The sequence below is a fragment of the Streptomyces sp. RKAG293 genome, from assembly GCF_023701745.1.
Classification (GTDB): Bacteria; Actinomycetota; Actinomycetes; order Streptomycetales; family Streptomycetaceae; genus Actinacidiphila.
Genome location: NZ_JAJOZB010000001.1, coordinates 5,311,755 through 5,333,387, shown reverse-complemented (window position 1 = coordinate 5,333,387; position 21,633 = coordinate 5,311,755). Strand labels below are relative to the sequence as shown.

23 protein-coding genes, 3 tRNA genes and 1 pseudogene are annotated in these 21,633 nt (G+C 71.1%); 5 read left to right on the top strand and 22 right to left on the bottom strand.

Annotation, left to right across the window (positions count from 1 at the left end):
- Positions 1-46: 46 nt before the first annotated feature.
- The 8 genes from LNW72_RS23875 to LNW72_RS23840 all read right to left on the bottom strand — a co-directional run bounded on the left by LNW72_RS23875 (position 47) and on the right by LNW72_RS23840 (position 5,047).
- Positions 47-1,102 carry a UDP-N-acetylmuramate dehydrogenase gene (locus tag LNW72_RS23875; RefSeq protein ID WP_250977259.1) on the bottom strand — a complete coding sequence of 352 codons (1,056 nt, stop codon included), beginning with the start codon at positions 1,100-1,102 and terminating at the stop codon, positions 47-49.
- 165 nt (positions 1,103-1,267) lie between these two features.
- A complete protein-coding gene (locus tag LNW72_RS23870) occupies positions 1,268-2,734 on the bottom strand; it encodes an MFS transporter (protein ID WP_250977258.1) in 1,467 nt (488 codons plus the stop codon).
- A 114-nt stretch (positions 2,735-2,848) separates the two neighbouring features.
- Positions 2,849-3,451 carry a TetR/AcrR family transcriptional regulator gene (locus LNW72_RS23865; RefSeq protein WP_250977257.1) on the bottom strand — a complete coding sequence of 201 codons (603 nt, stop codon included), beginning with the start codon at positions 3,449-3,451 and terminating at the stop codon, positions 2,849-2,851.
- 91 nt (positions 3,452-3,542) lie between these two features.
- Complete coding sequence (locus LNW72_RS23860; protein ID WP_250977256.1) at positions 3,543-3,977, bottom strand: MaoC family dehydratase; 435 nt, start codon at positions 3,975-3,977, stop codon at positions 3,543-3,545.
- A gap of 5 nt (positions 3,978-3,982) precedes the next feature.
- Positions 3,983-4,435, bottom strand: coding sequence for a MaoC family dehydratase N-terminal domain-containing protein (locus tag LNW72_RS23855; RefSeq protein ID WP_250977255.1), 453 nt, complete (start codon positions 4,433-4,435; stop codon positions 3,983-3,985).
- 163 nt (positions 4,436-4,598) lie between these two features.
- Complete coding sequence (gene rpmG / locus LNW72_RS23850) at positions 4,599-4,763, bottom strand: 50S ribosomal protein L33 (RefSeq protein ID WP_004571794.1); 165 nt, start codon at positions 4,761-4,763, stop codon at positions 4,599-4,601.
- Positions 4,764-4,856: 93 nt separating this feature from the next.
- A tRNA-Met gene (locus tag LNW72_RS23845) sits at positions 4,857-4,929 on the bottom strand.
- Positions 4,930-4,974: 45 nt separating this feature from the next.
- Positions 4,975-5,047: transfer RNA gene (locus LNW72_RS23840), tRNA-Thr, on the bottom strand.
- A gap of 284 nt (positions 5,048-5,331) precedes the next feature.
- Between LNW72_RS23840 and LNW72_RS23835 the strand changes: the two genes are divergently transcribed.
- Both LNW72_RS23835 and LNW72_RS23830 read left to right on the top strand, forming a co-directional pair.
- Positions 5,332-6,603, top strand: a complete 1,272-nt coding sequence (locus tag LNW72_RS23835; RefSeq protein WP_250977254.1) for an amidohydrolase family protein — start codon at positions 5,332-5,334, stop codon at positions 6,601-6,603.
- A 137-nt stretch (positions 6,604-6,740) separates the two neighbouring features.
- On the top strand, positions 6,741-7,403 hold the full coding sequence (locus LNW72_RS23830; protein ID WP_250977253.1) for an SDR family oxidoreductase: 663 nt from the start codon (positions 6,741-6,743) through the stop codon (positions 7,401-7,403).
- An 81-nt stretch (positions 7,404-7,484) separates the two neighbouring features.
- On the opposite strand, the gene LNW72_RS23825 is transcribed toward LNW72_RS23830, so the two are convergent.
- Positions 7,485-7,566: transfer RNA gene (locus tag LNW72_RS23825), tRNA-Tyr, on the bottom strand.
- 185 nt (positions 7,567-7,751) lie between these two features.
- Between LNW72_RS23825 and LNW72_RS23820 the strand changes: the two genes are divergently transcribed.
- Complete coding sequence (locus LNW72_RS23820) at positions 7,752-8,240, top strand: YajQ family cyclic di-GMP-binding protein (RefSeq protein WP_138352869.1); 489 nt, start codon at positions 7,752-7,754, stop codon at positions 8,238-8,240.
- A gap of 95 nt (positions 8,241-8,335) precedes the next feature.
- Here the strand turns inward: LNW72_RS23820 and LNW72_RS23815 are convergent, their stop codons facing one another.
- On the bottom strand, positions 8,336-9,130 hold the full coding sequence (locus tag LNW72_RS23815) for an AraC family transcriptional regulator (RefSeq protein WP_250977252.1): 795 nt from the start codon (positions 9,128-9,130) through the stop codon (positions 8,336-8,338).
- A gap of 70 nt (positions 9,131-9,200) precedes the next feature.
- Between LNW72_RS23815 and LNW72_RS23810 the strand changes: the two genes are divergently transcribed.
- Positions 9,201-10,058 carry a phytanoyl-CoA dioxygenase family protein gene (locus tag LNW72_RS23810; RefSeq protein WP_250977251.1) on the top strand — a complete coding sequence of 286 codons (858 nt, stop codon included), beginning with the start codon at positions 9,201-9,203 and terminating at the stop codon, positions 10,056-10,058.
- Positions 10,055-10,396 (top strand): hypothetical protein, encoded by a 342-nt coding sequence (locus LNW72_RS23805; RefSeq protein ID WP_250977250.1) that lies wholly within the window; start codon positions 10,055-10,057, stop codon positions 10,394-10,396. Before LNW72_RS23810 ends, LNW72_RS23805 begins: the two co-directional genes overlap by 4 nt.
- A gap of 44 nt (positions 10,397-10,440) precedes the next feature.
- Here LNW72_RS23805 and LNW72_RS23800 read toward each other — a convergent pair whose 3' ends face one another.
- The 12 genes and pseudogenes from LNW72_RS23800 to LNW72_RS23745 all read right to left on the bottom strand — a co-directional run bounded on the left by LNW72_RS23800 (position 10,441) and on the right by LNW72_RS23745 (position 21,617).
- The gene (locus LNW72_RS23800) at positions 10,441-10,833 is read right to left on the bottom strand and encodes a YccF domain-containing protein (protein WP_250977249.1); all 393 of its coding nucleotides are present in this window, start codon (positions 10,831-10,833) and stop codon (positions 10,441-10,443) included.
- Positions 10,830-11,689 (bottom strand): annotated as a pseudogene (gene htpX, locus LNW72_RS23795) (zinc metalloprotease HtpX). The gene LNW72_RS23800 and the pseudogene htpX overlap by 4 nt, the downstream one beginning before the upstream one ends.
- Positions 11,690-11,806: 117 nt before the next feature.
- The gene (locus tag LNW72_RS23790; RefSeq protein ID WP_250977248.1) at positions 11,807-13,450 is read right to left on the bottom strand and encodes an NADH-quinone oxidoreductase subunit N; all 1,644 of its coding nucleotides are present in this window, start codon (positions 13,448-13,450) and stop codon (positions 11,807-11,809) included.
- Entirely contained in the window at positions 13,450-15,018 is a 1,569-nt protein-coding gene (locus tag LNW72_RS23785) for an NADH-quinone oxidoreductase subunit M (protein WP_250977247.1), read from the bottom strand. The genes LNW72_RS23790 and LNW72_RS23785 overlap by 1 nt, the downstream gene beginning before the upstream one ends.
- 3 nt (positions 15,019-15,021) lie before the next feature.
- A complete protein-coding gene (locus LNW72_RS23780) occupies positions 15,022-17,019 on the bottom strand; it encodes an NADH-quinone oxidoreductase subunit L (protein ID WP_250977246.1) in 1,998 nt (665 codons plus the stop codon).
- A complete protein-coding gene (gene nuoK / locus LNW72_RS23775) occupies positions 17,016-17,402 on the bottom strand; it encodes an NADH-quinone oxidoreductase subunit NuoK (protein WP_250977245.1) in 387 nt (128 codons plus the stop codon). Before nuoK ends, LNW72_RS23780 begins: the two co-directional genes overlap by 4 nt.
- Positions 17,402-17,965: an NADH-quinone oxidoreductase subunit J gene (locus LNW72_RS23770; RefSeq protein ID WP_250977244.1), complete on the bottom strand. Its 564-nt coding sequence runs from the start codon at positions 17,963-17,965 to the stop codon at positions 17,402-17,404. Before LNW72_RS23770 ends, nuoK begins: the two co-directional genes overlap by 1 nt.
- Positions 17,962-18,585, bottom strand: coding sequence for an NADH-quinone oxidoreductase subunit I (locus tag LNW72_RS23765; protein ID WP_250980282.1), 624 nt, complete (start codon positions 18,583-18,585; stop codon positions 17,962-17,964). Before LNW72_RS23765 ends, LNW72_RS23770 begins: the two co-directional genes overlap by 4 nt.
- A complete protein-coding gene (nuoH, locus tag LNW72_RS23760; RefSeq protein WP_250977243.1) occupies positions 18,582-19,544 on the bottom strand; it encodes an NADH-quinone oxidoreductase subunit NuoH in 963 nt (320 codons plus the stop codon). The genes LNW72_RS23765 and nuoH overlap by 4 nt, the downstream gene beginning before the upstream one ends.
- Positions 19,541-20,602, bottom strand: a complete 1,062-nt coding sequence (locus LNW72_RS23755) for an NADH-quinone oxidoreductase subunit C (protein WP_250977242.1) — start codon at positions 20,600-20,602, stop codon at positions 19,541-19,543. The genes nuoH and LNW72_RS23755 overlap by 4 nt, the downstream gene beginning before the upstream one ends.
- Positions 20,599-21,258, bottom strand: a complete 660-nt coding sequence (locus LNW72_RS23750; RefSeq protein WP_250977241.1) for an NADH-quinone oxidoreductase subunit B family protein — start codon at positions 21,256-21,258, stop codon at positions 20,599-20,601. Before LNW72_RS23750 ends, LNW72_RS23755 begins: the two co-directional genes overlap by 4 nt.
- On the bottom strand, positions 21,249-21,617 hold the full coding sequence (locus LNW72_RS23745) for an NADH-quinone oxidoreductase subunit A (RefSeq protein WP_138359465.1): 369 nt from the start codon (positions 21,615-21,617) through the stop codon (positions 21,249-21,251). The genes LNW72_RS23750 and LNW72_RS23745 overlap by 10 nt, the downstream gene beginning before the upstream one ends.
- Positions 21,618-21,633: the final 16 nt, after the last annotated feature.

Sequence of the window (21,633 nt, the reverse complement as noted above, 5' to 3'; positions counted from 1 at the left end):
CCCGCGCGGAAACCGCCGGGAGGTCTCTCCGAGACTCTTCCCCGCCTCAAAGACGGGCTCCGACCATGACCGGTTCATTGACGAGCGTGACTCCGAAGGCGGATCGCACACCGTCGCGGACCTCACGGGCGAGGGCCAGCAGGTCCTCCGTCTTGGCCTGGCCGCGGTTGGTCAGCGCCAGGGTGTGCTTCCCGGAGATCCGGGCCGGGCCGTCCCCGTACCCCTTGGCGAACCCGGCGCGGTCGATCAGCCAGGCCGCGGACGTCTTCCGCAGGCCGTCCCCCGCGGGATAGGCGGGCGGTTCGGTGTCCGCGCCGAGCCGGTCGTGCACCCGGCTCACGAACTCCGCGAACTCCCGCTCCGTCAGGATCGGATTGGTGAAGAACGAACCCGCCGACCAGGTGTCGTGGTCGGCCGCGTCCAGCACCATCCCCTTGCCGGCGCGCAGCGCCAGCACCGTCGTCCTGGCGGTGGCCACCGGGACCCGGTCGCCGGCCTCGACGCCCAGGGCGCGGGCCACTTCCGCGTACTTCACCGGCGCCGACAGCCCGCCGGCGTCCTCCAGGCCGAAGCGCACCCGCAGGACGACGTACCGCTCCGGGTCGGCCTTGAAGCGGCTGTCGCGGTAGGCGAAGCCGCAGTCGGCGGCGGGGACCGTCACCGTCCCGCCACTGCGGCGGTCGTACGCGACGACCTCGGTGACGGTCGCCGAGACGTCCTGCCCGTACGCCCCCACGTTCTGGATCGGCGTCGCCCCGGCGGATCCGGGGATGCCCGCCAGGCACTCGACGCCCGCCAGGCCGGCCTCGACGGTCCGGGCGACCGCGTCGCTCCACACCTCGCCGGCCGCCAGTTCCAGCGCGGTGCCGTCGAGGGTGAAGCCGGTGGTGGCGATGCGCAGCGCGGTGCCGTCGAATCCGGCGTCCCCGATGACGAGGTTGCTGCCGCCGCCGATCACCAGGAGCGGCGTGCCGGCGCGGTCCGCCGTACGGACCACCTCGACGACTTCGGCGTCGGTGGTGGCCGTCACGAGGCGGGCCGTGGGGCCGCCGAGCCGGAACGTCGTCAGGGGGGCGAGGGGGGTGTCGTGGGTTACGTGCACGCCGTCCACCCTACGGGGACACCCCCTGGTGACCGGTCGGCCGGTCCCCAGGGGGTGTTCTCGGTGTTCTCGGTGTGCTCGGTGTTCTCGGTGTGCTCCCGGTGTGCTCGGTGCGCTCCCGGTGTGCTCCTCGCCGGTCAGGCGACGAGCGTGCTCTTCCGCCGGTCAGGCGACCGGCTCCAGGGTGCGCTGCGGCTGGGCGTCGGCCGGGGTGGCCGTCGCCTTGCGCCGCCTCGGGATGATCACCGCGGCGACCGACGCGAGGCCGACCGCGACCGCGCCGACCCACAGTGCGGGCACCAGGCCGTCCACGTAGCGGCCGGCGGACTCGTAGCCGCCCTGGGAGGAGAAGACGGAGGCGAGGATCGCGACGCCGAGGGCGCCGCCGAGCTCACGGAACGCGTTGTTGGCGCCGGAGGCTATGCCCTGTTCCTCGGGGCGCACGCTGGACATCACGACGTTGGCGGTGGGTCCGAAGTACATCGCCATCCCGATACCGCTGATGATCAGCGCGGGCAGTTGGGCCGCGTAGGAGACGTCCGTCGTGACGACGAGTGCGAAGTACGCGAGGCCCACGGCCTGGAGCGCCAGCCCGGCGGCGATGATCGGGCGGCCGCCGATGCGGTCGGAGAGGATGCCCGAGATGGGCGAGACGATCATCGGCATGGCCGTCCAGGGGAGCATCCGGACGCCGGCTTCCATGGGCGAGTAGCCGGACACGTTCTGCATGAACTGGCTCAGCAGGAAGATCGAGCCGAACATGCCCAGGAACATCAGCAGGCTGGCCGCGTTCACCGCGCTGAAGGCGCGGTTGCGGAAGAGCCGCATCGGCAGGATGGGGTGCGCGGCCCGGTTCTCGTAGGCGACGAACGCCACGATGAGCGCGGCGCCGGCGATCAGGCCGGTCAGGACGGAGGGGCTGGTCCAGCCGTCGGCGTTGCCGCGGATGAGGGCGTAGACGATGCCGAAGAGGCCGGCGCTGGCGAGCGCGGTGCCGGGGACGTCCAGCCGGGAGTTCGGGCCGCGGCTCTCGTTCAGGCGGAGCCGGGCGAGGGGCAGCAGGAGCAGCCCGATCGGCACGTTCAGCCAGAAGATCCACTGCCAGGAGAAGTGCTCGGTGAGGGTGCCGCCGATGAGCGGGCCGGTGGCGACGGCGAGACCGTTGACCGCACTCCAGATGCCGAATGCCATACCGCGGCGCTCCGGCGCGACGGTGGCGGAGAGCAGGGTGAGGGTCAGCGGCATCATGATCGCGGCGCCGACGCCCTGGGCGGCGCGGGCGGCGATGAGCTCACCCATGCCGGGGGCGAGCGCGGCGGCGGCGGAGGCCACGGTGAACAGCCCGAGGCCGACGGTGAAGAGCCGGCGGCGGCCGAACCGGTCACCGAGGGCGGCGCCGAACATCAGGAGGACCGCGAAGGTGAGGGTGTAGGCGCTCACCGTCCATTCGAGGTCTTCGAGCGCCCCGCCGAGGTCCTTCCGGATGGAGGGCAGCGCGGTGGTGACAACGAGGTTGTCGAGGCTCGCCATGAAGCCGGCGAGGCTGGTGATGATCAGGGCCCATACGGCGGTACCGCGCCGGGGTCCCTTCTCCTGTCCTGCCTCTTGCTGCTGGTGCTCCTGCTCCTGCATGACCCCTCCCGGGGATTAGTTATCAGTCACTAACTTATGCGGGTACACGTATGCGGCGATCTGCGCTGATCCTCTGCCGTCCGCCGGAGGCCCGGGCCCCGGCGGGCGGGGGTGTCAGGGGGCCGGCTCGGTCGGCCCGCTCGGCCCGGTCGGCTCCGCCTGCTCCGTCGACTCTTCGAACGGGAAGCCCAACCAGCAGCGGTCGTCCGAGGGGATCCCCAGCGACACCAGTGTGTTGATCAGCATCCCGGTCGAGAAGAACTTGTTCATCCACTCGTCGTCGAGACCGGTACGGGCGCGCACCATGTCCCACATGCCGAGCCACCGGCGGCGGACCAGCTCGGCCACGTCACCGTCACCCGACGCCGCGGCGGCGACGTAGAGCTGCATCTGCATGAGCAGGACATCACGGTCCTCCTCGATCATCTCGCCGTAGGCCTGCCCCATGGCCGCCAGCGCGTCCTCCCCCTCCAGGCCCTCCGCGGCCTGCTCGAAGGTGGAGATGGTGCGGTCGAAGCAGCGGTTCGCGGCGGCCTTGAAGAGATCCACCTTGGTGGGGAACAGCCGGAACAGATACGGCTGCGAGACCCCGACCCGGCGGGCGATCGCTTCTGTGGACGTTCCGAAATAGCCGCCCTTGGCGAACTCGGTCATCGCGGCACGGGTGACGCTCTCACGCCGGTCCTCCGCACTCATCCGCATGCTCGTCTTCGCCATGCCCCTAAGGTAGTGACCACTAACTAACTTCGTCAAGCAGAAAACGGGGGGACTTCCTTTCTGAGGAAGTCCCCCCGTTTTCGGAGTCTGCTCAGGCCAGTCGGACGACGGCGCGGGACAGGCCCAGCACCTTCTGGCCGGCGGCGGTGGCCACCAGGTCCACGCGGACCGTGCGGGCCTCGTCGTCCAGCTTGATCGCGACCTTGGCCGTGACCTCGATCACCGCGCCCTTGTCGTCGTCCGGGACGACGACGGGCTTCGTGAACCGCACGCCGTACTCGGCGACCGCACCCGGGTCGCCGACCCAGTCGGTGACCACACGGATCGCGGCGGCCATCGTGAACATGCCGTGCGCGATGACGTCCGGCAGTCCGACCTCCTTCGCGAACCGCTCGTTCCAGTGGATCGGGTTGAAGTCACCGGACGCACCCGCGTACCGCACGAGGGTGGCGCGGCTCACAGGAAACGTCTGCGCCGGGAGCTCGGTGCCGACCTCGACCTCGTCGTAGGAGATCTTCGCTGCCATCCGGATCACACCCCTTCCTGCGCGCGGGCCACGAGCATCGTGTACGCCGTCACGACATGCTCACCGTTCTCGTCGTGCACCTCACCGCGGACCGACAGGACGTCGTTCCCCGCGAGGGACTTGATCGAGTCGATGTGCGAGACGACCGTGAGCCGGTCCCCGGCCCGCACCGGGCGCGAGTGGACGAACCGCTGGTCGCCGTGGACCACCCGGCTGTAGTCCAGCCCCAACTCGGGGTCCTGGACGACCATGCCGGCCGCCTTGAACGTGATCGAGAACGCGAACGTCGGCGGCGCGATCACATCCGGGTGCCCGAGCGCCCTGGCGGCGTCGGGGTCGGTGTAGGCGGGATTGAGGTCGCCCACCGCTTCGGCGAACTCGCGAATCTTCTCCCGGCCCACCTCATAGGGGGCGGTGGGCGGATAGCTCCGCCCGACGAAGGACTGGTCCAGTGCCATCGGTACCTCCGGCTACGGGATGCTGATCAGGGTGGCGGTCATCATCATGGCGGGCGTGGTGACGACGCTGACGTCCGGGGTCTCATGCCGCGGGCGGGCGGATCAACGCCACGAGGCCGCCCCCAGAAATGGGGGCGGCCTCGTAGTGTGTTACGGCCTGTTGTTAGCGCGTTTCGCGGTGCGCGGTGTGCGCGTTGCAGCGCGGGCAGTGCTTCTTCATCTCAAGACGGTCCGGGTCGTTACGCCGGTTCTTCTTGGTGATGTAGTTCCGCTCCTTGCACTCCACGCAGGCCAGCGTGATCTTCGGGCGGACGTCGGTGGCGGCCACGTGAGTGCTCCTTGACGAACGGATGGGTACATGAACACAACGAGAGTAGCCGATTGAAGGACTAAACCCACAATCGACTACGACTACGCAGGGTAGCGGTGACCGGACTTGAACCGGTGACACAGCGATTATGAGCCGCTTGCTCTACCAACTGAGCTACACCGCTGCGATGAACTGACCTCCACCAAGCGGCGGGTGGCCGATCCATCAGAGCCCCAATGCGGAATCGAACCGCAGACCTTCTCCTTACCATGGAGACGCTCTACCGACTGAGCTATTGGGGCGAGCGAGGAAGACATTACACGGTCCGAAGCCGAAGGTGAAATCCATATCTCACGACACACTTCGGGCTCTTCCGTAGCTCTTCCGGGGCCCGTCCGGAGCTCGTTCCGACCCCCTCCGAGTGCGCCGCGAGGCTCCCCCGAGGAGCCCGCGGGACAGCCTCGATCGACCACGCCAGTACGACTATTGGCCTCCTCCCGGACCCTGCGTGAGCTGCCCCATAGGCTCGCCCCGTCCCTGCGTGATCTTGCCTCCCACCCGAGAGCCGCAGTACCGGAGGAGCGCGATGACCGAGAACCAGCGCGGCACCGCCGCCGAGACCACCACGCTGCTGCTGTGTGGTGCGCATCTCACCGACGGCCGCACGGTCGACGTGCGGCTGAGCGGCACCCGTATCGAAGCCGTCGGCACCGCCGGCAGTCTCACCGCCGCCCCCGACCACAGCGACGCCGACGGGACCCGCATCGACCTGCGCGGTTACCTGCTGCTGCCGGCACCCGCCGAACCGCACGCCCACCTCGACGGCGCGCTCACCGCCGACGCGAGCGTCGCCTCGGGCCCGCCCTCGTACGAACCCGAGGACGTGCAGCGGCGCGTCACCGAGGCCGCGCTCCTCCAACTCGGCCATGGCGCAACGGCCATCCGCACCCATGTCCGGATCGGCGACATCCAGGGACTCGGCACCCTCGCCGCCGTGCTCCAGGCCCGCCGCGCGCTGCGCGGGCTCGTCGATCTGCACGCCGTCGCCGTCCCCCGTCTCCTCACCGGCGTGGCCGGCGCCGACGGGCTCTCCGCGCTGCGCGACGCGCTCAAGATGGGCGCCGGCGTCGTCGGCGGCTGCCCCGACCTCGACCCGGACCCGAGCGGCTACGCAGAGGCCGTCCTCGCGGTCGCGGCCGAATTCGGCCTCCCCGTGGATCTGCACACGCAGGGTGACGATCCGGCCCGGCTGGCCCGGCTCGCCGCCATGGCCGGCGGGCTGCGCCCCGGCGTCGTCATCGGCCCCTGCAACGGCCTCGCCCGCCTCCCGCAGGCTGCCGCCACCCGCGCCGCGGGCCAGCTCTCCGCGGCCGGCGTCTCCGTGGTGGCCCTGCCGCAGGGCGGCTGCGGCGCGCTGGAGTCCTCCCGGCGCGGCGCGGCGGGGCTGCTCGCCCCGGTACGCGAACTGCGCGCGGCCGGCGTACGCGTCGCGGCGGGCAGCGGCTCACTGCGCGACCTGGCCAACCCCGTCGGACGCGGCGACCCCCTGGAGGCCGCCTTCCTTCTCACCTCCTACGGCGAATGCGGTGCGGCGGACGCCTACGACGCGGTCAGCGGCCAGGCGCGGGCGGTCCTGGGGCTGCCCGAGATCCGGGTGGAGGCGGGCTTCCCCGCCGAACTGCTCGCCGTACGCGGGGAACGGATCGAGGGCGTGCTCTCCCTCGCGTACAGCCGCATCGTCATCCACCGCGGCCGGGTGGTCTCCCGCACCAGCGCCGTCCGCGAGTACTGCGATTCGGCGACCACCGCCGCCCTCGACCTGCCCCGCCAGTCACGGAGCGACGGCGGCCTCGCCTGACGCCTTCTGACGATGCGCCAGCCCCCCGGGGCAGGCCGCCATCGCGAGCGCGACAGACGATTCCGGGCGTCACCCGATGGTGAGCCGTTCACGCCGTGCACGCGCGCGGGACGCCCGGCGGGCGTAGCGTCGCCATCATGCGCATTGTGATCGCAGGTGGACATGGAAAGATCGCGTTGCGGCTGGAGCGACTGCTCGCCGCCCGCGGAGACGACGTGGCGGGCATCATCCGCAAACCCGAGCAGGCCGACGACCTGCGGGCCGCCGGCGCCGAGCCGATCGTCTGCGACCTGGAGTCGGCCACCGTCGACGAGGTCGCGGCGGCCCTGCGCGGCGCGGACGCGGCCGTCTTCGCGGCGGGCGCGGGACCGGGCAGCGGCCCGGAGCGCAAGCACTCCGTCGACCACGCCGCGGCCGTGCTCTTCGCCGACGCGGCCGAGCGGGCCGGGGCCCGGCGCTACATCATCGTCTCGTCGATGGGCGCGGGAGCCGAGCCGGCCCCCGGCACCGACCCCGTCTTCGCCGAGTACCTGCGCGCCAAGACGGCGGCCGACGTCGACCTGAGCGCCCGCGAGAACCTCGACTGGACGATCCTGCGCCCGGGCGCCCTCACCGACGACCCCGGCACCGGCCGTGTCCAGCTGGCGGCCAGGACCGGCCGCGGCCCCATCCCCCGCGACGACGTGGCCGCCGTCCTCGCCGAACTCCTGGACACCCCGTCCACGGCCGGCCTCACCCTGGAAGTCATCTCGGGCCCCACCCCGGTCCCGGTCGCGGTGAAGGACATCTCCGGCAACTGACCCCGGACGAACCCCACCCGAACGAACGAAGAAGGGCCCCCCGATCCGCGTTTCCGCGGTCCGAGGGACCCTTCTTTACCGTGGCGGCGCCAGGGTTCGAACCTGGGTAGGCTGAGCCGGCAGATTTACAGTCTGCTCCCTTTGGCCACTCGGGCACACCGCCAGGGAAGCCGCCGCAGGTCACTTTTGAGGGTGGTCTGTGGCAACGACGTAAACGATACCTGATGCGCGGGGGTGGTTCGCCACCTGATGGATCAGTGTTCGGGGCGGGCGCGGTGGCTAGGCTGGGAGGGCGGCCCGGGGACGGGTCGCGGTACTGACGGATCACAGCCAAGGAGCCAACTCAAGATGGCCGACTCCAGTTTCGACATCGTCTCCAAGGTCGAGCGGCAGGAGGTCGACAACGCCCTCAACCAGGCCGCGAAGGAAATCTCGCAGCGCTACGACTTCAAGAACGTCGGGGCCTCGATCGACTGGTCGGGCGAGAAGATTCTGATGCAGGCGAACTCGGAGGAGCGCGTCAAGGCGATCCTCGACGTTTTCGAGACCAAGCTGGTCAAGCGGGGAATCTCGCTCAAGTCGCTGGACGCCGGTGAGCCGCAGCTCTCCGGCAAGGAGTACAAGATCTTCGCCTCGATCGAGGAGGGGATTTCGCAGGACAACGCCAAGAAGGTCGCGAAGATCATCCGTGATGAGGGCCCGAAGGGCATCAAGGCGCAGGTCCAGGGCGACGAGCTGCGGGTCAGCTCGAAGAGCCGGGACGATCTGCAGGCCGTTCAGGCGCTGCTGAAGGGCAAGGACTTCGACTTCGCGCTGCAGTACGTGAACTACCGCTGACCCGCTGGGGGGAAGCGGTGGAGTGGTGAAGTGGATGAGGGCGGCCGCCGGGACAATCCCGGTTGCCGCCCTCACCGCGTTTCTCACCGCGTTCCTCACCGCGTTCCGGAGCCGCCGTGCCCCGGCGGGCCCTGCCGGACGGCGCGTGGGGAGGCGCCGAGTTCGCGGCGGCAGGCCTTGTTGAAGGCCTGGAGGTCCGCGATGCCGACCGAGGTGGCGACGGCCGGGATGGAGAGCGTCGACTCGACGAGCAGATGCCGGGCGCGTTCCAGGCGGCGGCGCCGGATGTAGGTGACGACGGTGTCGCCGGTCGCGGCGCGGAACAGCCGGGTGAGGTGGTTGTGCGAGACGCCCGCCGCGCGGGCGATGCCGGGGACCGTCAGCGGGTCGGCGAGGTGCGACTCGATGTGCGCGATGGCGGCGGCCACGGCGGGGTGCGGGCCGTCGGACGCGGCGGGGGCCGTGAGGTGGGCGACGCGCCACAGGACGGCCCATATCTCGGCCGCCGTCCTGGCGGGGCTGCCGGGCTGGGCGGCCACCGCCTGCAGCATCAGGGCGGAGAGCATGGGCAGTTGTGCGCCCGCGTCCTGGATGACGGGGACGCTGCGGGGCTCGCCCGCCTCCGGGATGCGCAGATGGGCGTAGAGGTGTTCGGAACGGCCGCGGTAGCGGTATCTGACGGTCGCCCCGGGCGGGACGAGGCTGACGCGGCCGGGCCGGATGGCGTGCGGGGTGCCGTCGACGGTGAGGTCTGCCGTGTAGCGGTAGAGGTGCAGTTGCCACAGGTCCGGGAGCCGGAAGACATCGGTGTGGCCGGCGGGGCCGTGGACACCGACTCCGAGGTTCACCACCCGGGGTGGCTCGTCGAGGTGGAGGGCGACGGCATCCATGGTGAAAACGTACCAGTAGTGGTGAGTGTGACCCACGCGCTGCCAGGGGATTCCTCTTTACCGTTGCCGCATGGAAACCAGCACTGGGACCAGCACGGAGACCAGGAGCCTGTTGAGCTCCGTCCAGATGGCGCACTTCGTGGCGCACGGCTCGCTGCGCATGGACGCGGTCGTACCGGAGGAGATGAACGAGCGGGCGATGGGCGTCCTGGCGGCCGGGATACCGGAGGTGCCGTACGGGACGCCGCTGGAGGAGGCGTACGAGCGGGGGTCCTTCGCCCGCGACCTCGTCGAACTCCCGGTGGTGGCGGGAGCGTTGCGCAGCCTCGTGGGCCCCGGGCCGGCCGTCGACCATCACGCGGTGCACATCCGCCGGCCCCGGGACGGGCAGGCGCAGCCGCTGCACGCCGACGCGATCATCGACGTACGGCCGGACGCGTTCGACGTACAGCTCATGTACTACCCGCAGGCGGTGACGCTGGAGATGGGCGGCACGCTGAGCGTGCCCGGCAGCCATCTGCGGCGTACGAACGAGAGCGACACCGGCCGGTACCAGAACCTGCGCGGGCAGACCCGGCTGGTGTGCCCGGCCGGGACCGTGGTGTTCCTGCACCACGGGATCTGGCACGGCGGCCGGCGCAACGACAGCGACGTCCCGCGCTACATGTTCAAGATCCGGTTCAATCCGGTGGTGCGGCAGCTGCGGCTGTGGGACACCGGCGATCTCGCCGACCCGGCGGTCGCCGCCGAGCTGGGCACGCGCTTCCCCTGGTACGAAGCGGCCGCCGCCCGGCTGGAGTTCCACAACCGGATCAAGCTGTGGCGGGCGCTGACCGGCGACAGCACGTACGACCTGGACCACTGGATGACGCGCGTCGCCAACCGGCCGCAGCGCGTCGTCCCCGCATACCCGAGGAGCGAGGCATGAGCACCGTGGACACCGACACCGTGAAGGCCTTGAGCGCCACGAGCACCCTGCGGCAGCGCGTACTGGTGCTGTACCTGACCACGTCGGCGCTGGACTCCGAGGTCGTGGGGTGGTCCGCCTACGACGGGACGGGCGCCACGTCGCCGACCACCGGGGACGGCGACGAACCGCCGTACGGGACGGGGGTGGCCGCGCTGTGCGACGGCTGGCGGCTGTTCCAGGCGGCTCAGCTGATCCCGCCGTATCCCGGGCACGAGTACGACACCTCGTTCCTCAAGCACGAGTTCTTCTTCGAGAAGCTCGTCGACACCGTGGACACCATCGGCCAGGGCGGTTGAGGAGGCTGAGGGTCTGAGGGTCTGAGGGGAGCTGAGGCGGTCGCTCAGCGCGTGGCGAACGGCCGGTCGGTCGGGACGATCTCCCGGCCGAGCGGCACCAGCGAGAGCGGGATCATCTTGAAGTTCGCGATGCCGAACGGGATGCCGATGATCGTCAGGCACAGGGCGATCCCGGTCACGATGTGGCCCAGCGCCAGCCACCAGCCGGCGAAGACGATCCAGATGATGTTGCCGATGAGGGAGCCCGCGCCCGCGTCGTGCCGTTCGACGGTGGTGCGGCCGAAGGGCCACAGGGCGTAGTTGGCGATCCGGAAGGAGGCCACGCCCCACGGGAACGTGATGATGAGGATGCAGCAGATCAGGCCGGCGATGGCATAGGCCATCGCCATCCAGATGCCGCAGAGCACGAGCCAGATGATGTTCAGGATCGTCTTCATGGGCGGTGTCCTGCCATCTGTTCGAGGCGCGCGATGCGCTCGGCCATCGGGGGTGGGTGGAGAACAGTTTCGACGTGGTGCCGGGCCGGAACGGGTTCGCGATCATCATATGGCTGGCGGTCTCGAGGCGCGGCTCGGGCGGCAGCGGCAGCGCCTTGGTGCCCGCGTCCAGCTTGCGCAGCGCGCTGGCCAGGGCGAGCGGGTCGCCGGTGAGGCGGGCACCGGAGGCGTCGGCCTCGTACTCGCGGGAGCGGCTGACGGCGAGCTGGATGACGGAGGCGGCCAGCGGGCCGAGGATCATCAGCAGCAGCATGCCGAGGATGCCGGGTCCCTCGTCGTCGTTGGAGCGGCCGACGGGGATCAGCCAGGCGAAGTTGACGAGGAACATGACCACGGAGGCGAGCGCGCCGGCGACCGACGAGATGAGGATGTCGCGGTTGTAGACATGGCTCAGCTCGTGGCCGATCACGCCGCGCAGCTCGCGTTCGTCGAGGATCTGCAGGATGCCGTCGGTGCAGCAGACCGCCGCGTTGCGCGGATTGCGCCCGGTGGCGAAGGCGTTGGGCGCTTCGGTGGGTGAGATGTACAGCCGTGGCATGGGCTGGCGCGCGGCCGTGGAGAGCTCGCGGACCATGCGGTAGAGGGCTGGGGCCTCGAACTCGCTGACGGGGCGGGCGCGCATCGCGCGTAGAGCCAGCTTGTCGCTGTTCCAGTACGCGTAGGCGTTGGTGCCGATCGCGATGACGAGCGCGACGATGAGCCCCGTCCGGCCGAAGAAGCTGCCGATGACGAGGATGAGTGCGGACAGACCGCCGAGGAGTACGGCGGTCTTCAGCCCATTGTGCCGGCGGTGCACGGTGCGCCCTCCAAGGTGTGCGGCGAGGGAACCTTCTCCCCTCTTAGGAGAACCTCCTGTACTGGTCAACGCCACCGGAAGGCCGCTAGTTCCCTTGTGCACACGCCCTGGGCGGGGTCAGAGCAGCGCCCCCGAGGCGTAGCGGAGGACCAGCTGGGGGACGCCGGAGAGCACGATCCCGGCGATCGCGGTGAGGGCGATGGCGGCGGTGAGCGGGGCGGGCGCCCTGGTGGCGGGCAATCCCACGGCGACCGCACCGGCAACCGCACCGGCGACCGTTCCGGAGACCGTTGCGGTGCCTTCCGCGGCGCCGGTGTCCGTCGCCGGCCCGGCCTCCGGCTTCGCGAACAGGAGCGCGGTCCAGCGCAGGTAGTAGACGAGCGCGATGACCACGTTGACGGCCATGACGACGGCCAGCCAGACCGGTCCCGTACCGACGATCGACGAGAAGACCGCCACCTTGGCGAAGAGCCCGATGACGCCCGGCGGCAGCCCGGCCAGGCAGAGCAGGAAGAACGCCAGCGCGAGGGCCGTCAGCGGGCGGCTCGCGTAGAGCCCCCGGTAGTCGGTCAGGCGGTTGGCGGGGGCCGTTCGGGCGACGAGGGCGGCCACCGCGAAGGCGCCGAGGTTCACGGCCGCGTACATCAGGGCGTACGCCACGGTGGTGCCGATCTGGTGCTCCGGGTCGTCGGAGTACGCGGCGGCCGCGATCGGCACCAGGAGGTAGCCCGCCTGGCCGATGGAGGACCAGGCCAGCAGCCGGACCGCGCTGTGCGCGTACCCGGCGCGCTGGCGCAGCGCGGCGACGTTGCCGACCGTCATCGTCAGGGCGGCCAGTACGGCGACGACCGGGCCCCAGACGTCGGCGTACGGCTCGAACGCGATCACGGTGATGAGGATGAGGCCGGAGAAGCCCGCGGCCTTTCCGACGACGGAGAGGTACGCGGCGATCGGCAGCGGCGCGCCCACGTAGGTGTCGGGTACCCAGAAGTGGAAGGGCGCGGCGGCGAGCTTGAAGGCGAAGCCCACGAGGGTGAGGACCGCACCGACCTTGGCGAGCGTCGCGAGTTGCGGCTGTACGTCGCCGAGCCCGTCCGCGATGGACGCCAGGTGGAGGGTGCCGGTGGCGGCGTACACGAAGCTGACGCCGAGCAGGGTGACGGCGGTCGCCGCCACGGAGGAGAGGAAGAACTTCAGCGCGGCCTCGGAGGAGAGCCGGTCGCCGCGTTTGATGCCGACGAGCGCGAAGGCGGGCAGCGTCGTGACCTCGAGGGCGACGACCAGGGTCGCCAGGTCCCGGGAGGCGGGCAGCAGCGCGGCTCCGGCGGCCGAGGACAGCAGCAGGAACCAGTACTCGCCGGCCGGGTACTTCTCCATGTCGTGCATCGAGAGCAGCGCCGTCAGCAACGCGCCGCCGAGGACGAGGAGTTGGATGACGACGGTGAAGTGGTCGGCCGCGTAGGAGCAGTCACCGGCGTCGGTGGTGAGGCAGAACGTCTTGCGGTGGCCGGCCCGCAGCGGGCCCAGGGCCAGCCCGGCCAGCGCGAGGCCGGCGATGGTGACCCAGCCCAGCAGGGCCTTCTTCTCCTTGGGGAGGAAGAGGTCGGTGACCAGGACGACGAGCGCGACGGCCGCGGGGATCGCCGCCGGGGCGATGGCGATCCAGTCCACGGACTGCACGAGGGAGCCGACCGCGTCCGCCGCGAGCGTTCCGGTTCCATGGGAGGAGGCGGCATGGGAGCCGGTGACGGGGATGCTCATCAGCTGCCTCCGAGGAGCGAGCGCACGGCCGGGTCGGTGAGGCCGAGGAGGGCCGCGGGCCACAGGCCGGCGAGGACGGTGAGGGCGGCGAGCGGGGTCCAGGCGGCGAACTCGTAGCCGTGGACGTCGGACAGCACCGGCTGCCCGGACTCCGCGGTGCCCTTGTCCCCCATGCAGACGCGGCGCACGACGGCCAGCAGGTACGCGGCGGTGAGCAGGGTGCCGAACGCGGCGACCGCCGTGAACACCAGGTAGGTGGGGCGGCTGAGCCCGTCGGCGGGTTTGAAGGCGCCGAACATGGCGAGCATCTCGCCCCAGAAGCCGGCCAGCCCCGGCAGGCCGAGGGAGGCGACGGCGGCGAAGGCGAGCAGACCGCCGAGGCGGGGGGCCCTGCCGTACAGGGCCGCGCCGTTCTCCCCGGTGAGGCGGTCGAGGTCGCTCGTTCCGTAGCGGTCCTTGATGGCGCCGACCAGGAAGAACAGCAGGCCGGTGATGAGGCCGTGGGCGACGTTCGCGAAGAGCGCGCCGTTCACACCGGTGGGGGTGAGGGTCGCGATGCCGAGCAGCACGAAGCCCATGTGGCCGACGGAGGAGTACGCGATGAGGCGCTTCAGGTCGCCGCCGGCTCCCTTGCGGGCCAGCGCGAGACAGGCGAGGGACCCGTAGACGATGCCGACGACGGCGAACGCGGCCAGGTAGGGCGCGAAGGTGTGCATGCCGTCCGGGGCGACGGGCAGCGCGATACGGACGAATCCGTAGGTGCCCATCTTGAGCATCACGCCGGCCAGCAGCACGGAGCCGACGGTGGGCGCGGCGGTGTGGGCGTCCGGGAGCCAGCTGTGCAGCGGCCACATCGGGGCCTTGATCGCGAAGCCGATACCGATGGCGAGGACCGCGAGCAACTGCGTGGAGTGACTGAGCGACGACCCGTTGTCAGTGGCGAGTGCCACCATGTCGAATGTGCCCGCTTTCAGCCCGATGAGCAGCAGGCCGAGCAGCATGATCACGGAGCCGAGGAGGGTGTAGAGGATGAAGCGCAGCGAGGCCGCCTCGCGGCCGGCGCCGCCCCAGCGCGCGATGAGGAAGTACATCGGGATGAGGACGGTCTCGAAGGCCAGGAAGAAGAGCATCAGGTCCAGCACGGCGAAGGTGCTGAGGGTGCCCGCTTCGAGGACGAGGAGCAGGGCGACGAAGGCCTTGGGGGACGGGCCCGCGGGCATCTTGAAGTAGCTGTAGAGCGCGCAGAGGAAGGTCAGCAGCGCGGTCAGGACGAGGAGGGGGAGCGAGATGCCGTCGACGCCGAGATGGATGTGGATGTTGAGGGCGGGGATCCACGTGAGGTCGGTGCTGGCCTGCATCGTCGCCGGGTGGTCGTGGTCGAAGCCGGCCGCGAGGACGATCGCCAGGATCAGTACGGCGCCGGTGACCGTGACGCCGTGGCGGAGCACGGCCTGGTCCGGGTCACGCCCCCGGAGGCCGGGCGGTGCGGGGAGCAGGGCTCCGACGGCGCCGAGCAGGGGCAGGACGACGATGCCTGCGAGCACGTACTGGAGGGCGGTGTCGTTCACGGCTCACGCTCCGACGGCGACGAGGACGGCGAGTACGACGGCACCGGCCAGCAGCGCGCTGAGATAGGTCTGGACATTTCCGGTCTGGGCGCGCCGGACGGCCGCGCCGAGCAGGCGCGGCACCGCGCCCGCTCCCCGTACGTAGGTCTCGACGACCTCGCGGTCGAGGAAGCGGACGAGGTTCGCGGCGGCGAGCACCGGTCGGACGAAGAGCACCGTGTAGACGGCGTCGAGGTGGAAGCCGCTCGCCGCGTGGCGGTGCAGGCGGCCGAGGAGCAGCCGGCCAGGGTCGGCCGGGTCGTCGGACGACGCGATGTCGCCGTAGACGGCGGTGTGCGCGGCGATGGCGGTCGCCTCGGCCTCGGCGGGTTCGGCGCCGGAGTCGGCGCCGATCGCGCCGAGCGGGGCGGCGGACCGGCGGGCGGCACCGGCGGTCCAGGCGCCGTAGGTGACGAGGACGCCGACGAGGGCGAGGCCGATGCCGAGGACGGAGGTGAGGAGGGTCGGGGTGAGCTCGGTGCCGTCGAACCACTTCGGGAGGTCGAAGACCGACGGGACGAGGGCGATCATGCCGAACGCGACGCTGGGGACGGCGAGCACCCACAGGACGGCGTTCATGATCGCGGGCTCGCGGCCGTGGTCGGCGGCGCGCGGGCCGCTGCCCCGGAAGGCGAGCAGGAAGAGCCGGGTGGCATAGCCGGCGGTGAGCACGGCGGTGATCAGCCCGGCGGCCAGCACGGTCCAGCCGACCGCCGACGGCACGCCGTCGGTGTGGCCGCCGGAGGCGTGCTCGGCGGCGCGCAGCACCGATTCCTTGGAGAAGAAGCCGGAGAAGGGGGGCAGGGCGGCGAGGGCCGCCAGGGCGATTCCCATCGTCCACATGGCGTCCGGGGCGCGCTTGCCGAGGTCGCCCATGCGGGACATCGCGGACAGCGAGTTGGTGCCGGCCGCGTGGATGACCACGCCCGCGCCGAGGAAGAGCAGCGCCTTGAAGGCGCCGTGGGACAGGAGGTGGAAGACGGCGGCGCTGCGGTCGCCGACGGCGAGCGCGCCGGCCATGTAGCCGAGCTGGCCGATCGTCGAGTAGGCCAGTACCCGTTTGATGTCGTCCTGGGCGAGGGCCGCGAGACCCGAGCCGATCATGGTGACGGCGGCCATGACGGCGAGGACCGCCAGCGCGGCCGCGCTGGCGGTGAAGACGGGCAGCAGCCGGGCGACGAGGTAGATGCCGGCCGCGACCATGGTCGCGGCGTGGATCAGCGCGGAGACCGGGGTCGGGCCGGCCATCGCGTCGGGCAGCCAGGTGTGCAGCGGGAACTGGGCGGACTTGCCCGCGACTCCGGCGAGCAGCAGCAGCGCGACGATCGTCGGGTGCTGGAGCTGGCCGTGGGTGGCGGCGGTGAGGATCCCGTTGATGCGGAAGGTGCCCGCGTCGGTGGCGAGCGCGAAGACGCCGATGATGAAGGGGACGTCACCGAGCTTGGTGACGAGGAACGCCTTCATGGACGCCGCGCGGGCGACCTCGGTCTCCCAGTAGTGGCCGACCAGGAAGTACGAGCAGATGCCCATGATCTCCCAGCCGACCAGCAGCACCATCAGGTCGCCGGAGTAGACGACCAGGAACATGGCGGCGGTGAAGAGGGAGACCAGGGCGGCGTAGGAGGGGTAACGGGGATCGTCGCGCAGGTACGCCGTCGAGTAGAGCTGGACGCAGGTCGCCACGAGGCCGACGAGCACCGCGATCAGGACGGCGAAGCCGTCCAGGTGCAGGGCGAGGTCGATGGGGACCGAGCCGGTCGGGGTGAGCCGGGTCGCGGCGTCGGTGGGCGCGCCGCTGCCCTGCCGCACGGCGACGACCGCGGCCAGCACGAAGGCCGCCGCGGTCGGCAGTACGGCGAGCGGCCGGACGAATCCGGGGGCCCGCCGGCCCAGCAGCAGTCCGGCGGCCGCGCCGAGGAACGGGAGCAGGGGGACCAGCGCGGCAAGGGTCGTGAGGGTCACGCGGTGGCCTCTGCCTTCTCGTCTGCCGCCGCGTCCGGCGTGCTGCCCGCGCCGGCCGGACCGGTTCCGGCGAGGCCGTTCTCGGCGAGGTCGGTGAGCTTGTCGACGTCGGAGCTGCCGCGGTTGCGGTAGACGAGCAGCACGATCGCCAGGCCGATGCCGATCTCGGCGGCGGCGATGGTGATCGTGAAGAGCGTCAGCGCCTGGCCGGCGTGCAGGGTGTCGCGCAGCCAGACGTCGAACGCGACGAGGTTGAGGTTGACCGCGTTCAGCATCAGCTCGACGGACATCAGGACGAGGATCGCGTTGCGGCGGCCGAGGACGCCGTAGAGCCCGATGGAGAAGAGGAGGACCGCGAGCACGGCGGGATAGGCGAGGTGCATCAGCTCTCCTTGTCCTGGTCCTGGTTCTTGCGGGACAGCACGATGGCGCCGACGAGGGCGGCGAGCAGCAGCACCGACAGCGCCTCGAACGGCAGCACCCAGTGCTGGAAGAGGGTCTGCCCGGTGACCTTGGTGGAGCCCTGGACCGGACCGTCCAGATCGATCCACGTGGTGCGGAACGCGTCGACGACCACCCAGACCAGGGTGATCGCGGAGGCGGCCGCCACGGTGACCGCGACCCAGCGGTTGTCGGAGTCCGCGTCCGGGGAGCGGCCGATGGGCGCGCGGGTGAGCATCAGCCCGAACAGGATCAGGACCACGACGGAACCGACGTAGATCAGCACCTGCACCCAGGCGATGAACTCCGCCGTCAGCAGCAGGTACTCGACGGCGAGCCCGCCGAGCGCGACCACCAGCCACAGCGCGGCGTGCACCAGCTGCTTGGTGGTGACGGAGATCAGCGCGGCGCCGAGGGTCGCGATACCGACGAGGACGAAGGCGATCTCGACCCCGGTCGGGGAGAGGAATCCGGAAGGGGCCGCGGCGGCGGCTGCGAGGCTCATGCGCTGCTCTCCGGTGGTGCCTGCTCGGCCTGTCCCGCCTGTTCGGCCGACTGGGCCTGCTCGGCCTGTCCCGCCTGTTCCGCTTGCTGCGCCTGCTGCGCGGCGATGAGCTTGTCCGCCGCCTTGCGGGCGGCGGCGATCTCCTTGGGCTCCTCGGCACCGGGGTCGAGTGCCGGCGGGGCCGGCACCGTCCACATCCAGTCGCGGAGCTTGTCGCGCTCATGGGTCAGTTCGAGGATGTCCGTCTCGGCGTACTCGAACTCCGGCGTCCAGAACAGCGCGTCGAAGGGGCACACCTCGATGCAGATCCCGCAGTACATGCAGAGCGAGAAGTCGATGGCGAAGCGGTCGAGCACATTGCGGCTGCGCTCCCGCCCGCCGGGCGCGGTGGCGGGCGTCGTCTCCTTGTGGGAGTCGATGTAGATGCACCAGTCGGGGCATTCGCGCGCGCACAGCATGCAGACCGTGCAGTTCTCCTCGAACAGTGCGATGACGCCGCGGCTGCGCGGCGGCAGGTCGGGCTGCACGTCGGGGTACTGCGCGGTGACGGAACGGCGCGTCATCGCCTTGAGGGTGACGGCAAGGCCCTTGGCCAGGCCGTGGCCGGGAATGGGCATCAGGAGATCACCACCTTGACGACGCCGGTCAGCGCGATCTGCGCCAGGGCGAGCGGAATGAGGACGGTCCAGGCGAGCTTCTGCAGCTGGTCCTCACGCAGCCGCGGATACGTGACCCGGAGCCAGATGACGACGAAGGCGAGCACCGCGGTCTTGAGCAGCGTCCACACCCAGCCGACGCTGTCGGCCCACGGACCGTGCCACCCGCCGAGGAACAGCACGGTGGTCAGCCCGCACAGCACGACGATGCCCGCGTACTCCGCCAGCAGGAACAGCGCGAAGCGCAGACCCGTGTACTCGGTGTACGCGCCGAAGATGATCTCCGAGTCGGCGACCGGCATGTCGAACGGCGGGCGCTGGAGTTCGGCCAGGCCCGCGATGAAGAAGACGAGGGCGCCGATGATCTGCCACGGCGTCCACCACCACTGGTACGCGTCGACGATCCCGGGGAGCGAGAGCGTGCCCGCGGCCATCGCGACGGAGGCCGCCGCCAGCAGCATCGGCAGTTCGTAGGCCATCAGCTGGGCGGCCGTACGCAACCCGCCGAGCAGCGAGAACTTGTTGGCCGACGCCCAGCCGGCCATCAGCGAACCCAGCACCCCGATGCCCATCACCGCGAGCACGAAGAACAGCCCCGCGTCGATGGCCTGTCCCACGAAGCCGTTCGGGCCGACCGGAATGGCGATCAGCACCAGGAGATAGGGGAGCAGCGCGACGGCCGGCGCCAGCTGGAAGATCCGCCGGTCGGCCTCGGCCGGGACGATGTCCTCCTTCTGCGCGAACTTCACCCCGTCGGCGACCAGCTGGGCCCACCCGTGGAAGCCGCCCGCGTACATCGGGCCGAGCCGGCCCTGCATATGGGCCATCACCTTGTGCTCGGCCTGGCCGATGATGAGCGGGAACGTGAGGAAGACGACGAGAACGGCGACGAGCCGCAGCGCGACATCGAGGATGTCGTTCACGGGGTCGGTCCTCCCTCGGTGTCGGGGGTCTCCGGCGGGGTGGCCGGGGCGGGTTGAACGGGCGGAGCGGGCGGAGCGGTCTCAGCAGGCAGTGCGGGTTCCGCGGGCGGAGCGGTCTCCGGAGCGGGAGCCGTAGCCGGACCCGGAGCCGGTTTCTCGACCGGCGCGGGTTTCTCCGCCGGGGCCTGCTGCCAGGGGGCGTCGGGCTGGTCGCTCGCCGGGCGGGGCCGGCGGGCCGGCCGCTCGGCGGCAGCACCCGCACCCGCACCGGCAGCGGCCGCACCACGTGCGGCACCGGCCGCGCCCGCCGCACGCGGGGTGCGGGCCGGGCGGGCCGGGGCCGGCGGGAGCTGGCCCTTGAGCGGGCCCCATTCGTTCGGGTCAGGGACGCCCGGCGGGAGCATCGTCCGGCGCTTGGGCCCGCCGTGCTCCGATTCGCCCGGCTCCTTGGCGCCGGGCCACGCCTTGGCGACGCGGGCGGCGAGGACGAAGTCCTTGCGCAGCGGATGGCCCTCGAACTCGTCGGGGAGCAGCAGCGGCACCAGGTGCGGGTGGCCCGTGAAGTCGATGCCGAACATCTCGTGCGTCTCGCGCTCGTGCCAGCCCGCGCCAGCGAAGACGTCGACGGCGGTGGGCAGCACGGCCGCCGAGTGCGGGACCGTGGTGCGGACGAGCAGCCGCCGCACCATGCGGCCGTCGGCCGCGGCGCCGGGCAGCGACACCAGATGCGCGCAGACCCGGAAGCCCGCGGCGGCCTCGTCGACGGCGCTCAGCCAGTCGAAGTAGGTGCAGCCGAGCTTGTCCCTGGCGATCTCCAGCGCGGCGATCCACGAGCCGACCGGAACGTCCACGGTCAGCAGACCGAACGCCTCCACCGCCGTGGCCTCGGCCCCGAAGATCTCCGCCGCGCCACCGGGCAGCCACCCGACGGCCGGCTCGGCGGGAACGGGCGCGACAGCCGACGCTTCGCCTGCGGCCGCTTCGCCCGCGCCCGGCTCAACGCCCGGATCATTGCCCGGCTCTGCCTCCGACTCCGCACCCGGTTCCGGGGTCGTCATCGCTGGTCCTCCCCCGGCGTCGGCGGTGCGGCGATCAGCTTGCTGCTCAGGGCCGCCACGGACGGGCGGGCCACCGGGCCGTCGGCGTACCGGTCGGCGAGGGACTCGCGGGCGATCTTCTCCTGGAGCTTGAGGATCCCCTGGAGCAGCGCCTCCGGCCGCGGCGGGCAGCCGGGGACGTAGACGTCGACGGGGATGATCTGGTCGACGCCCTTGGTGACCGAGTACGAGTCCCAGTACGGGCCGCCGCAGTTGGAGCAGGCGCCGAAGGAGATGACGTACTTCGGCTCGGGCATCTGCTCGTAGAGCCGCCGGACGGCCGGCGCCATCTTGTCCGTGACGGTGCCGGAGACGATCATCAGGTCGGCCTGCCGGGGGCCGGGGGCGAACGGGATGACACCGAGCCGGATGAAGTCGTGCCGGGCCATCGACGCCGCGATGAACTCGATCGCGCAGCAGGCGAGTCCGAAGTTGAAGACCCACAGGCTGTAGCGGCGGCCCCAGTTCAGGATCACCTTCATCGGTTCCGGCGCGAGCCGGGCGAGGGTGCCCAGCCGGCGCGGCTCCGGCAGGTACTGGACCTCACTCCCGTCCGGCCCGGAAGCACCGGAAGCATCAGGACCGGACGTCGCGGGAGTCACAGGGGTCACGTCCATTCGAGGACGCCCTTCTTCCAGGCGTAGAGCAGGCCGACGGCCAGGAAGCCGATGAAGACGAACATCTCCACCAGCGTGGTCGCGCCGAATCCGGGCGCGGCGAAGACCGTCGCCCAGGGGAACAGGAAGATCGTGTCCACCGCGAAGATGACGTAGAGGAAGGAGTACACGTAGTAGCGGATCTGGGTGTGCGCCCAGCCCTCGCCGACGGGGTCGACCCCGCACTCGTACGTGAGCATCTTTTCCTGCGTCGGCACGACCGGCCGCAAAAGCCGCCCGGCGCCGAAGGCCACGGCCACGAAGAGCACCCCGACCACCGCGACCAGACCGACGACCGAGTAGCCGTGGAAGTAGTCCACGTCCGTCCGCCCCTCG